The 14,977-nt window shown below is 31.3% G+C and carries 9 protein-coding genes; all 9 read left to right on the top strand.

Annotation, left to right across the window (positions count from 1 at the left end):
- The first annotated feature begins 124 nt into the window (after positions 1-124).
- The 9 genes from CJ192_RS08055 to CJ192_RS08015 all read left to right on the top strand — a co-directional run bounded on the left by CJ192_RS08055 (position 125) and on the right by CJ192_RS08015 (position 14,870).
- Positions 125-1,117, top strand: coding sequence for a helix-turn-helix domain-containing protein (locus tag CJ192_RS08055; RefSeq protein WP_072536939.1), 993 nt, complete (start codon positions 125-127; stop codon positions 1,115-1,117).
- A 1,221-nt stretch (positions 1,118-2,338) separates the two neighbouring features.
- Entirely contained in the window at positions 2,339-3,931 is a 1,593-nt protein-coding gene (locus tag CJ192_RS08050) for a type I restriction-modification system subunit M (RefSeq protein ID WP_102198419.1), read from the top strand.
- Entirely contained in the window at positions 3,928-5,151 is a 1,224-nt protein-coding gene (locus CJ192_RS08045) for a restriction endonuclease subunit S (RefSeq protein ID WP_102198418.1), read from the top strand. The genes CJ192_RS08050 and CJ192_RS08045 overlap by 4 nt, the downstream gene beginning before the upstream one ends.
- 8 nt (positions 5,152-5,159) lie before the next feature.
- Entirely contained in the window at positions 5,160-5,540 is a 381-nt protein-coding gene (locus CJ192_RS09395; protein ID WP_219721375.1) for a PDDEXK family nuclease, read from the top strand.
- 18 nt (positions 5,541-5,558) lie between these two features.
- On the top strand, positions 5,559-8,189 hold the full coding sequence (locus CJ192_RS08040) for a type I restriction endonuclease subunit R, EcoR124 family (protein WP_219721374.1): 2,631 nt from the start codon (positions 5,559-5,561) through the stop codon (positions 8,187-8,189).
- Positions 8,190-8,290: 101 nt separating this feature from the next.
- A complete protein-coding gene (locus CJ192_RS08035; protein WP_102198417.1) occupies positions 8,291-8,551 on the top strand; it encodes a DUF4177 domain-containing protein in 261 nt (86 codons plus the stop codon).
- Between the two features lie 288 nt (positions 8,552-8,839).
- Positions 8,840-9,523, top strand: coding sequence for a hypothetical protein (locus CJ192_RS08030; RefSeq protein WP_146001769.1), 684 nt, complete (start codon positions 8,840-8,842; stop codon positions 9,521-9,523).
- 63 nt (positions 9,524-9,586) lie between these two features.
- Positions 9,587-9,859, top strand: coding sequence for a hypothetical protein (locus CJ192_RS08025; RefSeq protein WP_102198415.1), 273 nt, complete (start codon positions 9,587-9,589; stop codon positions 9,857-9,859).
- Between the two features lie 802 nt (positions 9,860-10,661).
- Entirely contained in the window at positions 10,662-14,870 is a 4,209-nt protein-coding gene (locus CJ192_RS08015) for an NACHT domain-containing protein (protein ID WP_102198414.1), read from the top strand.
- Positions 14,871-14,977: the final 107 nt, after the last annotated feature.

Here is a 14,977-nt window from a genome sequence, read left to right as displayed (position 1 = left end):
TAAAATTTGCCTAGGAGATAATAATTATCATTGCGTTTTTATTATACATCAGTTATAATTACTAATACAATAGTTTTGAATTAATAAGGCTAATTGGAATATTGTCTAAAAGGGATAGTGTGTTATGACATATTATGATTTTGTAAAAGAATATATGAACGTAGATGAATGTAAAAATAATAAGAAATATTCAAGTGCAGGGCATACATTTTGTTGGAGTAAAGATGATTCAATTAATGCAGAAGGCCTATATTGGTTTTATGAAGGAAATGGATTTATTATTGATATCCACGATTTTTATATCAAAGAAGAAGTTATTCAAAATAGTACTTATAGTATGGAAAACTATGTTTCGATATGCTCTAGCTATATTGTAAGTGCAAACGGTGAAAAATTTAACCCTTATCAAACTTTGACGCCAAACTCCTTATATACTCTTGATTTTGACAATATAGAAGATGACTTTCTATTTTTATTACACGAGAATAGTTACTATCTCACTGTTTCTGTTGGATTTAAAAGAGAACTTTTAGAAAAGCACCTGTCATCCATTAATATCGATCTTGAATCCTTTTATAGGGCTTTACTTCAAACAAATCAAATAATACTTACAAAGTCATTGGAAAAAGTGGCAATGGAAATATTAAATTGTAAGATGGACGCTCCTGCCGCTGATTTTTTCTTTAAAGCCAAGGCAAATGAGTGGATAAGTATAGTAATCGATACCTACTTAAATAGAAAAAAATATAAAATTGAATCTGATGATAATAAAGCACTTGAAGATGTAGCCAGATTTTTAGATGATCATTTCGCCATGAATGTAAATCAGGAAACTCTTGAAAAAATATCTAAAATGAGCGGAACAAAATTAAAAAATTTGTTCAAAGAAAAATATGGTCAAAGCATTACAGAATACACCCAAAGAAAAAGAATGAATGTAGCTGAAACTCTTCTCTTAAATACCAAACTACCTATAAAGGAAATAGCTGAATCTGTTGGATACGCATCCCATAGCAAATTTTCCATTTATTACAAAAGATACAAGGGAAAACTTCCTAGTGAAGTCCGTAATTTAGCTTGCGAGCATCATAATTTAAATTGTGATTGCAGTGATTAAACTAATTTTTTATTTATAGACCCATATTTTTAGTTTTAATGGATATGTATAGATATTTGTATTTGTGTGTATAGAGTTGATTAAAAAAATAATCAAAAAAAATAAAGGCAGTCCGAAGACTGCTGATATTTACCTCTCTGTACCTTTGCTATGTTTTTTCTTATTTGACTTGGCTTTATCATCTGTCTTAAAGTTTTTTATTTGCCCTAATATAGACTTTTTATCTTTATCTTGACTCTTTACTTATTTTTTTACTTTTAAGAGCTTAGAAGACAAAAATAGATATTATATTAAAACAATATTTCTCCGGTACTGGGACTGGGACGGGACTAAAAATTTGAAAATGTCCTATAATTAGGTGGATTTGGTGATATTAGAAAAAATAGAATCTAGTATTTTGAATGGTTTGGGATATATCGTACGTTTGGAAAAGAAGAATGGGAGTAAAGAATATTGCGAGCAATATTTTTTAAGTTTTCCACCATTTATCAAGGTGTGAAGCGCCGCAGAATAAATGGATGGAAACCCTTCTGCAGGGAAGAAAAGCCGACGCGACAAATAGGAGCGTTGGCTTTTCTGATTCGCTAATGGGAATAGTCCCAACATATAAGGGTGACCGATGCATAAGCATCGGTCATTTTCGAGACGAAGCGAAGCTGAGTCCGAAAAACTAAGCGAGAGGCCAAAGGCCACGAGAGGATATTATAGTTTGTTAGTTTAGTGAAATGAAGATGTCAAAGTGCATCGGTTATTTTCGAGACGAAGCTAGGCTGAGTCCGAAAAACTAAGCGAGAGGCCAAAGGCCTCGAGAGGATATTATAGTTAATGACTTCTATAAAATTACGACGTCAAAAATCAATGGTTACAGAAGATTAAAAACTGTAACTGGGATTAAAATGGGAACATTTTTAAAAAAGAATAAATTGAATAATAGTTCGAAGTGGTTTAAATTTGGGCAAAAAATTAGATCATAACTTAATGGTGTAAGATAAATCGTGTTGGTAGAAGTAATTGATACTTATTTAAGAACGATTTTTTTGTAAAAGAGAATAAACTTAATAATAGCTTAATGTACTTTATACGAGGAAAAAAGTAGACCCTTGTTTTTGAACTTATCCCTAAACTTGGACCTAGTAGCAGAGTTAGTGTTAAAACTTACTCTGCTTTTTTTAGCTAAAAATAGCCTTTTTTGTTATAATTATACTAACAAGGAGTGTATATATGGAAACTACTATTAATCTTTACCAAAAATTATGGCAGGCTTCTGATGATCTTAGGTCTCAGATGGATGCCAATGAATATAAGAACTATTTATTAGGAATAATTTTTTATAAATATTTATCAGATAAGATGCTTGATGAGGTTGGCAAGTTACTTGAAGTTGATGATGCCGACCTTAAAACTATTCAGCAAATTTATCAAGAAGAGATGCAAGGAGATGATGCTGATCTTATTGTTGATGAGCTTAGGAATAAATTTTCCTTTGTAATATCCCCAGTCCATACCTTTACTAATTTTATAAAGCAAATCGAAGAAGGCACCTTCCAACTAGATGACCTGGGCCAGGCCTTCAATGAAATCGAGCGAGCTGATAAGGACTTCAATGGATTGTTTGAAGATATAGACCTCTACTCAAACAAGCTAGGCAAGCTTCCCCAAGAGAAGAACAAACGCATATCAAATGTTATTAAGCAATTTGCCGAGGTCAATTTTGCCAACTATTCTGGCGATGTCCTTGGTGATGTTTACGAATATATGCTAGCAAACTTTGCTTCAGAATCAGGCAAAAAAGCAGGAGAATTCTATACCCCACAGCCAGTTTCAAGACTTATGGCTATGATAGCTATGGATGGCAAAGAAGACAAGGCGGGCCTTACTGTATTTGACCCGACCCTTGGGTCTGGGTCCCTGCTTTTAAATGTAAGAAACTTTTCCAATGAAGCAAATCGCATCAGATACTTTGGTCAGGAGCTAAACAATTCTACCTACAACCTATCTCGTATGAATATGATCCTCCACGACGTGCCCCTAGAGTATCAGAGCTTAAACCAAGGTAACACTCTATCAGATGATTGGCCAGTAGATGAGCCAACTAACTTTGATGCTGTTTTGATGAATCCGCCATATTCTGCCAAATGGGATGCGAGCAAGGGATTTTTGGATGATCCACGCTTTTCTGAATACGGAGTCCTTCCACCAAAATCAAGGGCGGACTTTGCCTTTCTCCTCCATGGTTTTTACCACTTAAAAAACACAGGAACCATGGCAATCCTTCTCCCACATGGTGTCCTCTTTAGGTCGGGGGCAGAGGAAAAGATTAGAAAAATCATGCTAGAAAATGGATCAATAGATGCTGTCATTGGTCTTGCTCCAAATCTTTTCTATTCCACAGGAATCCCAGTAAGTCTTATAATACTAAGGAAAGATAAGACAGACAGAAGTGTTTATTTTATAGATGCAAGCGAAGAATTTGTCAAAAAAGGTAACAAAAACGAGCTAACCGAGGAAAATATCCAAAAGATATACAAGGCCCTAAGGTCTAGAGAAGACATAGATAAATTCGCTCACCTAGCAGGGTTTGATGAGATAGAAGAAAATGGCTTCAACTTAAATATCCCAAGATATGTGGATACCTTCGAAGAAGAAGATCCCATAGACTTGGCAGAAGTATCAAAAGATATCAAGGCTATCAATGAAGAAACCGATAAGCTTAAAGCAGAAATCCTAGCAGATATGAAAGACCTTGTGGCAAATACAGATGAGGCCAAGGCGGAGCTTGAAGGATTTATGGAAATCCTTGGAGGAGACCTATGAGAAAGGTTCCAGAGCTAAGGTTTGCTGGCTTTGATGGGGAGTGGGAAGAGAAGAAACTTTCTAAAATTGCAAAATTTTCTAAAGGAAAGGGATATTCAAAAAATGATTTATCTAACGGAAAATATCCAATATATTTATACGGACAAATGTATACAAATTATAAAAGTCAAATAAACGAAATAGAAACTTATACGGATAGTATTAAAGTTAATTCTATTTTAAGCAAAGGGAATGAAGTCCTAATTCCCTCATCTGGTGAAACTGCGGAAGATTTGGCTAGAGCGTCTCATATGAATATTTCAAACGTATTATTAGGAGGGGATTTAAATATTATAGAGCCAATTGATGGTGTAAATTCTCATTTTCTAGCTTTAGAGTTATCTAATGGAAGTGTAAAACGATCATTATCAAAGAAGGCTCAAGGAAAATCAGTAGTTCATTTGTATAATTCAGATATAAAAAATCAAAAAATTAATTACACAAAATTTGAAGAACAAGAAAAAATCGGATATTTGTTTAAAAAGTTGGATTCCCTAATCGAAATCCAAGAAGGCAAAGTTGCCAAGATGGAAGATTTCAAAAAATCCATGCTCCAGAAAATGTTCCCTAAAAAAGATGAACTTGTACCTGAATTTAGATTTGATGGTTTTGATTCAAATTGGTTTGTTTCGAGACTTGGAGAAGTTACTAGTCTTAGAGGTGGGTATGCGTTTAAAAGTCAAAATTATATTGAAAATGGTATTCCAATATTGAGGATTTCCAACATCAATTCTAATGGTACGACTAATGAAGACTATGTATACCATACTGAAATTTTAAACGATGATAATATATCTTTAGATAATGGTGCTATTGTACTAGCGATGTCTGGCGCCACTACAGGGAAAATATCTATTTTAAAAACTCAAGGTAAAGTTTATCAAAATCAACGTGTAGGATATTTTACAAAAAGTGATAGAATTGATTATTTATATTTATCTGTGATTTTGAGATCGCACTTATTTACTAGTCAACTAGACAAGATATTAATAGCTGGAGCTCAACCGAACATATCCTCAAAAGATGTTGAAGATTTCTCTTTTAAATTTCCATCCCTAGCTGAACAAGCAAAAATAGGTCAATTCTTTAAAAACCTAGACAGCCAAATCGAAAACGAAGAAAAATTACTAGAGTCATATAAAATGATGAAAAAATCCCTACTCCAAAAGATGTTTGTATAGGAGATGTTATGGTAGAGATAAAATTTGATGATGAATTAAAATTAGAAAAAGACCTGATTAACCAGCTTATTTCAGGCAAGAGCCAGTGGACCTATGAGCCAGCTATCAAGACTCATGAGGACCTTTGGAATAACTTTAGAAGGATACTTGAGACTAACAACAAGTCTGTCCTTGCAGACTACCCTTTGACTGATTCTGAGTTTCGCCAAATCCAAAATGCCATGACTTTTTCTTCCTTTTATGAAGCGGGCAAGTTCTTGGTTGGGGAAAATGGCATAGCAAAAGTCTCTGTCCAAAGAGAAGATGCCAGCCTGGGTACCGTCAGACTTGTAGTATTCAAAAGAGAGGATGTGGCTGGTGGATCTTCTGTCTACCAGGTTATCAACTAATTTGTCGCCCCAAAGACCATGGGTCTAGACCGAGACGCTCGTTTTGATGTGACCCTCCTTATCAATGGGATTCCCCTTATCCAAATAGAGTTAAAGAAGAGATCAGTTTCTCATATGGATGCCTACAATCAAATCAAAAACTATATAGCAACAGACAAGTACAGGGGACTTTTTTCCTGTCTCCAATGTTTTGTGATTTCCAATGGATCGACTACCAGATACATTGCTGCCAATACTGATACTAAGCTTAACAAAAAGTTTCTAACTAGGTGGAATGATAGAGATAATAATTCAGTGGATGACCTCTTTGGATTTGCCAGAGATGTCCTTTCCATTCCCCAAGCCCACCAGCTAATCAGTCACTACAGTGTGCTAGATAATGAGGGAGAAAATATCATCCTCCTCCGTCCTTACCAAATCCACGCTATCAAGGCCCTAAAAGAGGCGGCAAGTAAGCACGAGTCTGGATATGTTTGGCATACAACTGGTTCTGGTAAAACCTTAACTTCCTACAAGGCCAGTCGAAACCTCTACCAGATTCCCCGTATTGATAAGACTATTTTTATAGTTGACAGGGTGGACCTTGACCAGCAAACTACATCTTCCTTTTTGGCCTATGCGGCAAACGATACGGTCGATATAGAATCAACTGACAATGTCAAAAATTTGAAATCTCATCTCCTATCAGATGATAGGTCGGTGGTGGTGACAACTGTCCAAAAGCTTAACTATATGATTAATAACAGGGATAAGTGGTTAAGAGATAGTCAGGTAAATAAGCTTAGAAAACTAGAAATAGCTTTTGTTATAGACGAATGTCACAGGGCTATATCTCCATCCCAGCAAAATATTTTGAAGAAATTTTTCATCAATTCCTTGTGGTATGGCTTTACCGGCACGCCGATTTTTGCTGAAAACAAAAAGTCTGCCGTTGGAGATTTGCCACAGACTACAGAAGAACAATTTGGCAAAAGGCTTCACGAGTACACAGTCAAGGAAGCCATAGGTGATGGGGCAGTGCTAGGCTTTCAAGTAGAAAATATGGATATGATTGGGGAAGGTGTATATGACATAGTGGCAAATGTTAAGCCAGATATGGATGTTTACAAATACGAGAGAGAGGACCTAGAGCCATATATACCAGACAAGGTTTATGAAAATGATGAATACAAGCTTGCTGTTATAGACAAAATTATTAATGGAATGGCCAGAAGATTTGCCCTAGATAGGGGTAGAGGCAAGACCTATGGGGCCATACTTACCACATCATCTATCAAAGATGCTAAGGATTATTATAGGCTCTTTAGACAAGTGATTGAGGCTAGGTCTGAGGTGAAAGTTTCCGATAGGATAAAGTCTATGGTGGCTGATTTCCCAAAGATTGCCATGACATATTCTATTGTAGAAAATGATGAAAGAACAATAGAAAACAACGAAGCTATGAAAGAAGCCTTGGCTGACTATAATGAGGAATATGGAACAAGTTTCTCCTTAGAAACCATAGGCTCCTACAACCGCAACCTAAACGAAAGGCTTGCCAGGAAAAAGGATAAGTATAAGTCTAGGGCTGAGCAGGTGGATATAGTTATAGTGGTCGATAGGCTCCTAACAGGATTTGACTCTCCAAGTATGTCATTACTTTTGATAGATAGAGCTCCTATGACTCCTCAGGGACTTATCCAAGCATTTTCTAGGACCAATAGACTCTATGATGAGCGCAAGGCCTATGGGCAGATAATAACTTTTAGGGCGCCGAAAGCCTTTGAAGAAGCAATCGAAAATGCCTTCAAACTCTATTCAAATGGTGGAGAAAACTATGTGACTGCACCGACCTATCAAGAATCCAAAGAGAAATTTGACCAAAGTGTAGAAGAACTATTGACCTATGATTTAGTAGAAAGCCCAGAGATTGAGTACGGCATAGAAAAAATGGTTAAATTTGTTTCGGTCTTTCAAAAATTCGACAAGGCTAATGCATCTGTAATGGTCTACAGCGAATATGAAGAGGATGAAGAATATTACAAAAACGCTATAGATAAGAAGACCTTGGAAAAATATTTTGACCAATATAATTATATAAAAGCATTGCTGCCAACAACAGACGAAACAGACATTAATCTCCCACTAGACCTGTACTATGAACCAATCTCAATACACCAAGGAACCATAGATTATAATTATCTAGCAAACCTCATGCAAGAAAAGGCCAAAAATAGGTCAAGTAATGATGCAAAACAAGATAGTGAAATAGAAAAAACTATAGAAGAACTAGCAAAAACCAACCCAGAAAAAGCAGAAATCTACAGAGAAATCTATCAAGAAATGAAAAAAGACCCAGATAAATTTGTAGATCAAAATATCGAAGATTTGGCAAGAATTAAAATAAATAAAATAATAGAAGAAAAAATAAACAAATTCGCCGACCACTACAAGGTAAAGGTAGACGACTTGGTATTCTACACTATCAACTACAAAGACAAAAAGGAAAACAACAAGCCTCTAGGAGAAGATGAGCTAATAAAAAACGCAGACAAAGACGCCTACAACAAAGAAAATGGAGAAAACATCAGTCTGTTAAGATATAGAAAACTAATAAGAACAGCTGCCTGTGACTTTGTGGAGGGGGAAGTGCTGGGGTATTTGGATTAGGGTAGAAAAAACGAAATTAGTGAATATAAAATATTTTTTGGAGGATTGATATGGCAAATTTTTTTTAAAAATCAAATGATGAAGATATTAATGAAGCTGATATGCAAAAGATTTTGAATGATGCATCTACGGTGTCCCTTGGCTCAGGTAAAAACTATAACTATGTTGTATTACAAGTTACCCTAAAAGAAAAATTAATAGGAATAGGATCTAAAAATCTATCCGAACTCGAAGCGGTTATCAACAAGCAAGCTAAGAAAGGTTATAGACTTCACACTATATCAACAGCAGTAGGTAGCAGTGTCGGACTTGGCGGAAGAGATAGGATTCAGGCAACTATGGTATTTGAATCTATGAATTAGATATTATTCATATATATTATGCTTTTTGGTTATTCGGAAATTCCGAACAACTGAAACTATTATATGATTGTTATTAAATAAAAATTTAGGTATAAAATGGAAATTTATAACAAAGGTCAAATAGTTATATATGTATAAGATAGTGTAGCCAAGTTGATTTGAGAAGGCATTTTAATAATAAACTTCGACAAATATGCTTATTATAGTCTAAACGGAAAGACAATAGATTGGTAAGAGAAAGAAAATTAACAAGAACTGCTGTAGCTGACTATGTGGAGAGAAAGTAATTTGTATATTGATGGATTAATATTTGCGAAAGAAGAACAAATTATATATGTAGATTTTATTAAAAATCTTATAGAAAATAACTCAATTGTTGAGGAAATTAAGATAAAATATCATAGTAAGGATCTTCGATTTGTTTATTCCAAAGGAATAAAAGGCAATGTTATAAATTTTTATATTTATTTAGAGGGTGATAGTTTTAATATTGCTAAAACACTATCATATATTAAAGAATTATTAAATGTACCAGACGTTAGAAAGGAATTTTATGTAATATATGCTTTTGATGGAGTATCTGACTATTATAGTAGAAGATTATTTCCTCGAATCACTGAATTTGAAAGTAAATTAAGAAGCTTAATATACATGTCCTTAATTAATAATCATGGTTTATCTTTGATTAGCGAGACAATTGTTAAAATAGACTACGAATTAGATGAATCTAATAAAATAAAAAATGTGTTAATGAGAAATAGTAATGGATCTTTTAATATAGATACAGCCTTACAAAATTTTACATTATCTACATATGAGAAGTTTCTATTTACTAAGTACTCTGATAGAAGTTATGAAGACATAGTGAATGATATAGAAGAACACTATACTAATAATATATTAGATGACTATTCATTACATTATATATTAATGCAGAAAGAGAAAAAAAGTATTTGCCACAGATATATATAAAACATTAATGAAATTAAATTTAAATCATTGTTTAAAAAAATACTAAAAATTAGGAATAAAGTTATGCATGGAAAAGAAGTGACGTTAAAAGATTATAATGAAAATACTGGAGTTCTAAGCACAAGTGTTTTTTTAATTGAAAGTTCAATTGAAGTCTATATGAATAATGAATATTATATTGATGAAAATAATATGTATGGTTCTGTTAGAAAAACGAGATATGAGTATCTAAACTTAGAAGATATTGCTTCTAAATTAACAAAAGCCTTTGAACGGTTTTATCGGAAAGATAACGATAGATACGTAAAGGCTAGACTTAAAAAGCGTTTGAATTAGCTGATTACGTTAGCTTGAATGTTTTTGATAATACTAATAAGCTTGAATTTAACATTAGAGGGTGATGTTACATAATATATTTACCTATTCCGCAGCATCATCCTTTTTCTTTTCTACTTTTACCAAAACTTTCTAGCGAACTCTTGCCATTGGTCAATCTGGTTCATTGTCCATCTATTATTAGTTACTGGTCTTCATCCCGTCGTCTTCCAAAATATTCTACAAACGTCAACAGAACATTTATCCTAGCAGTAAGTAAGCTATCACCCTGGTACCCTTAACCATATGTCCTAGGATTTAGAACAAATCCATGAGTAAAGTAGCTTCCTTAATCTCAGCCCTATCATCAAAACTATCCCCCAAGTACTCATAAGTATTGGTAGCCAATATAATATTTTTTTGGTAGACTTATCCTTTAGTAGGCTTTTAAGAGAAAGCCTCACAGGATAAAAATTAAAATCAATCAATGGTTGATCCATAAAAACCTCGAATCTAATACAGTAAAAATTAACTATTATTAATATTGTATCAGGTTTTAGTGAATAATTGAAACTGGGAAGTAAATGATTTATATATAATATCGGAAGGAAAAAGATAAATTAAGAATGACTTATCATTTATATATGTAATATGAAGTATAATTTATAATAATAATTACCTTTTAGTTACAGATTTGATCATACTTCAACTATTATATTGATTCATAAATTATATTTTCGATAAAAAGAGGTATAGGATAGGTTTAACAACAATAAAAATATATTATATATTCAAAACATTTAAAAGAGAAAGGTTTTAAAAAATGGATTCAATTAATTGGACACAATTTGAAGCGGTAAATGAAAATACTACAAAGAGTTTTGAAGATTTATGTAGAAATTTATTCAAAAGATATTTTTTCACCAAGGATGTAATATTTAGATCTAATCCAAATCATGCAGGAACAGAGATAGAACCTTTGTTTAGTGATGTAACAAAATCATGGATTTCTTTTCAATCAAAATATCTTTCTAAAAATGATTATTCACAGATAAAAAATTCAACAGATAAAGTAATCAGTAACTATAGAGGCGAATTAGATACTTTATATTTATATTGTAACAGAAATTTAGATGTAAATAGTCAGAGATTTACTAGAATTAAAGAATCTTTAGAAGATGCTGGTATTCAAATTGAGCTTATAACAAATGAAGAAATATTAGATCAAGTATTTAAACATAAAGATTTATGTTTATACTATTTTAAAAAACACAGTATAAATAAGAAATGGTTTGAAAATGAGTCCATTAAATCTCTGAATAACCTAGGTCCAAGGTATAATCCTGAATTAAATGAGAAGACAGAAGCAGAATCCCTTATAAATTTATTTATTAGAGACGAAGAAGCTATAATAAATATTAATAATAAGAAAAAAGACTTAAAAGATTATTTGTTGGGTTTAAATCGAGAAATAAGTAGCCAGCAAATATCAAAGGTTGTAGATAGTATTTTAGATGAAATAGAAAATTTAGATGATGTAGGCTATTATACTATGGATAAAGCCCTTAAATGGTCAAGTCAATTGAAAAATGAATTTTCTAATTCAATTGAAATAATTAATAATGAAATAAATGATATAAACGAGAAAAAAGATGAACTGTCTAATGAACTTAAGATCGATAACTTACAAAATGAATATCATAATCAACTAAATGAACTAGATAGAAAGTCTCTCTATTTAAAAAAATTATTAAACTTTTATAAGGAAATTGAATTAAATGAAAATGAAAAAGAAATAATTAATAATAAAATGCTAATACTTACAGGTAAAGCTGGTTCAGGTAAATCTCATTTATTGGGTAGTACTAATAAGAGAATAATTGATAGAGATGATTCTTCAATATTGATTTTAGGACATACTTTTATAAATAATAGTACTGTTATGAATCAAATAATGGAAAATTATGGATTAGATTATAGTTTTAATGAATTTCTCGACGTATTAGAAGGTATAGGCTCAATCAATAATCGAGATGTGTATATTTTTATAGATGCAATAAATGAAAGTAGCTTCAAATCAATATGGAAGAATAATTTATCCAAATTATACGATGAAGTGAATAAAAGAAAATTTATTAAATTAGCGGTATCAATAAGAAATGGATATGAAAACAGCATTCTTGATTACTATATAAAAAATGAGATAGAGAATAAAAAAATCGCAAAAGTAGAGCACTTTGGTTTTAAAGAAAATATAATAGAAGTAATGAATCATTTTTTTAATCACTATGATATAACTTTTTCTCCTTCTGATTTTTTAAGTTATGATCTAACTAACCCTTTGTTTTTAACACTATATTGTAAAGTATATTCTCATGGAAAAAAGAATATTTCTGAGCTTTTCAATAATGTTATCGATAAAACTAGCATAGAAATAAATGAAAGATTAAATTTAGGAATAAGTAAGAATAAACTTATGAAGATATTAGAAGAAATGGCATCAGTTTTATATAATAACAGAGCTATTTCAATATCAGAGGAAGCCTTATATAGCTTATATTATTGGAATATTTACGACTTAAAGCCAAGAGAGATTGTTCCAATTTTACTCGAATATGGTATATTAATAAATTTTATGTTTGAAGATGAGGAATTTTACAGTTTTGGTTATAATTTATTAGGCGATTATTTGCAAGCTAAACATATATTAAAGAAATCTAAAAATATCGATGATTTGTTTTTAATGCTAAATAATTTATTACAAATAAAAAATGGAGAATTAGAAAGATCGGATAATCTTGATATATTTAATTTTATATGTGAGTTATCTTTTGAAAAATTTAATATAGATCCTATAAATGATACTCTTAGTAAACTAGATGATCAAAAAAGTATTGATTTACTAATAGATAATTATATTGAAGGCCAATCAATAAGAGACTCTAGTAATATAGATATTCAATCATTCAATAAAATAGTAAAAAATAATCCTATAGTTCCAGAAACTTTTTTTAAAATGCTAATCGAAAATAGTTTGAAGAGTGAATGTGAATTAAACTCGAACTATTTGCATGATGTTCTATTTAAACAAGATTTAAATAAGAGAGACAGCATATGGACGACTTATATTAATCAGTTAGCACATGACGAAGATAGATTATATCAAATAGTAAGATATATTGAAGCAGGAAGAAGTATAGATAGTTTAAACATGGAAGATAAAAAACATCTAATAACACTCCTAGCTTGGCTATTCACATCAACTAATAGAAATTTAAGAGATAAGGCTTCGAAAGCTTTAATTGAAGTATTAAAAAATTCTTATGATTTATGTTTATATACTTTAGAAAGATTTGAAGGTGTCAATGACCCTTATGTTATACAAAGATTATATGGATGCGTTTTTGGAGCTTGTACGAAAAACTTGGATAGTAACAAAAAGGAATTTAAGAAATTAGCAGAATATGTTTATTCATCAGTATTCAATAAAGAAAATGTATATCCTGATATACTATTGCGTGATTATTCTAGGCTTATAATAGAAAAATATTTATCTATAAATGAGAATGGTGAAACTTCCATCAATAGAAAAAGAATACTTCCGCCATATAATTCAGAAAAAATTCCAATAGTACCAGAAAAAGAATATTATGATGAGGAATCGCTAATAGATAATGGATTAAATAGAATTGATTCTTCTATGAGACCAGATATAAAAGGTCTAGGATATGGTGATTTTGGTAGGTATGTATTTCAATCAGCCTTACAATCTTTTGAAAATGTAGATATTTTAAATTTATATCATTATGCTATGCATTATATAATAGATAATTTGGGATATAAAAATGAACTGTTTGGAGTTTATGATTCTCATATTGGCTATACTGATGGACATGATACAAAAAAATTAGAAAGAATAGGTAAAAAGTATCAATGGATAGCATTTTACAATATATTAGCTAGGGTATCAGATAAATATAAATTAGAAGACCTATATAATGATGGTGATAAATTTATAGGACCTTGGAATCCTTATGTTAGAGATTTTGATCCTACAGTAAACATAAATATAAGTTTGCCTGATGATCAAAAGCCTAAATTTACTATATATAATAAAGAAGAATTTATATCTGAGCAGGAAAAAGACGATAAGAAAATTACAGAATGGACTAAGCTTAAAGCAAATATGTTTGACGAATCCTTAATCCAATCTGATTATAGTTCAAGGGAGTGGATTGTTTTATATAATTTTAAAGAATTATATAGTAAAGCGGATAGCTATACAAAAAATAGTGAATATAATCGTAATGGAGAGCAGAATATTTGGAGAATCTCCCAAGGATATTTTATTAAAGAAGAAGAGTTTAATAGATTGAAAAAATCGTTAATTAATAAAAACTTTTTAGGAAGATGGTTTCCGGAAGGATATAGTTCTATATACAATCTGTTCAATAGAGAGTATTACTGGTCATCAGGATATAAAGATACTTTCAAGCATGAATGGAGCGAATATTTTAAAAAGACTGGTGAGAAACAGATAATACAAAGAGAAGGTAAATTACCTAAACTTGATGGATTCAGTATAACTTTTGAATCAAAAAAATGGGAAGAAGAGATTGAATTAAAAGAGAAGGTGGCTGATATACTACCTGCATTCCATAAGTATGTTTGGGAAGAAGAGTTTGATGCATCTCAAGAAGAACCAGTGTCGTTTCATGTCCCTTGCAAAGAATTAATTACTTCCTTAATAATTCAGCAAAAAAATTATGATGGATACTTTTATGATGATAAAGATGAGTTGATTGCTTATGATAGTGTTGATAATAAATATTCTCATAGATTTTTAATAAGAAAAGATTATATAGATAAGTTTCTAAAAGAAAAAAATTATGTTTTATTCTGGACAAATATGGGAGAAAAAAGATTTAATATAGGAATTAACGAATTGAAATATAGTGAGTGGAGTGGGTTCACTTGGTATAATAAAGGAAAATATCAAGGAGAAATGTCTAATAAAAGAGTAATTAAATAGAACTATGATGTCCTTAGTAGATAATTATTAATCAACTTATATTAAAACTTCCTATCATAGGATTTAGTCCGACAAACTTTAACTATTATCAACAATACTTATATAAA

Source organism: Anaerococcus hydrogenalis (assembly GCF_002871895.1).
GTDB classification, from domain to species: domain Bacteria; phylum Bacillota; class Clostridia; order Tissierellales; family Peptoniphilaceae; genus Anaerococcus; species Anaerococcus hydrogenalis.
Note: the sequence above shows the minus strand (reverse complement) of the source record. Positions and strands in the feature narration are given on the sequence as shown.

What these genes read in the sequence shown, in the direction of transcription:
- CJ192_RS08015 (WP_102198414.1), top strand. Translation starts at nt 10,662, where the DNA reads ATGGATTCAATTAATTGGACACAATTTGAAGCGGTAAATGAAAATACT.
- CJ192_RS09395 (WP_219721375.1), top strand. Translation starts at nt 5,160, where the DNA reads ATGGTAGAGATAAAATTTGATGATGAATTAAAATTAGAAAAAGACCTG.
- CJ192_RS08035 (WP_102198417.1), top strand. Translation starts at nt 8,291, where the DNA reads ATGCAAAAGATTTTGAATGATGCATCTACGGTGTCCCTTGGCTCAGGT.
- CJ192_RS08045 (WP_102198418.1), top strand. Translation starts at nt 3,928, where the DNA reads ATGAGAAAGGTTCCAGAGCTAAGGTTTGCTGGCTTTGATGGGGAGTGG.
- CJ192_RS08040 (WP_219721374.1), top strand. Translation starts at nt 5,559, where the DNA reads ATGGGTCTAGACCGAGACGCTCGTTTTGATGTGACCCTCCTTATCAAT.
- CJ192_RS08055 (WP_072536939.1), top strand. Translation starts at nt 125, where the DNA reads ATGACATATTATGATTTTGTAAAAGAATATATGAACGTAGATGAATGT.
- CJ192_RS08025 (WP_102198415.1), top strand. Translation starts at nt 9,587, where the DNA reads ATGCATGGAAAAGAAGTGACGTTAAAAGATTATAATGAAAATACTGGA.
- CJ192_RS08050 (WP_102198419.1), top strand. Translation starts at nt 2,339, where the DNA reads ATGGAAACTACTATTAATCTTTACCAAAAATTATGGCAGGCTTCTGAT.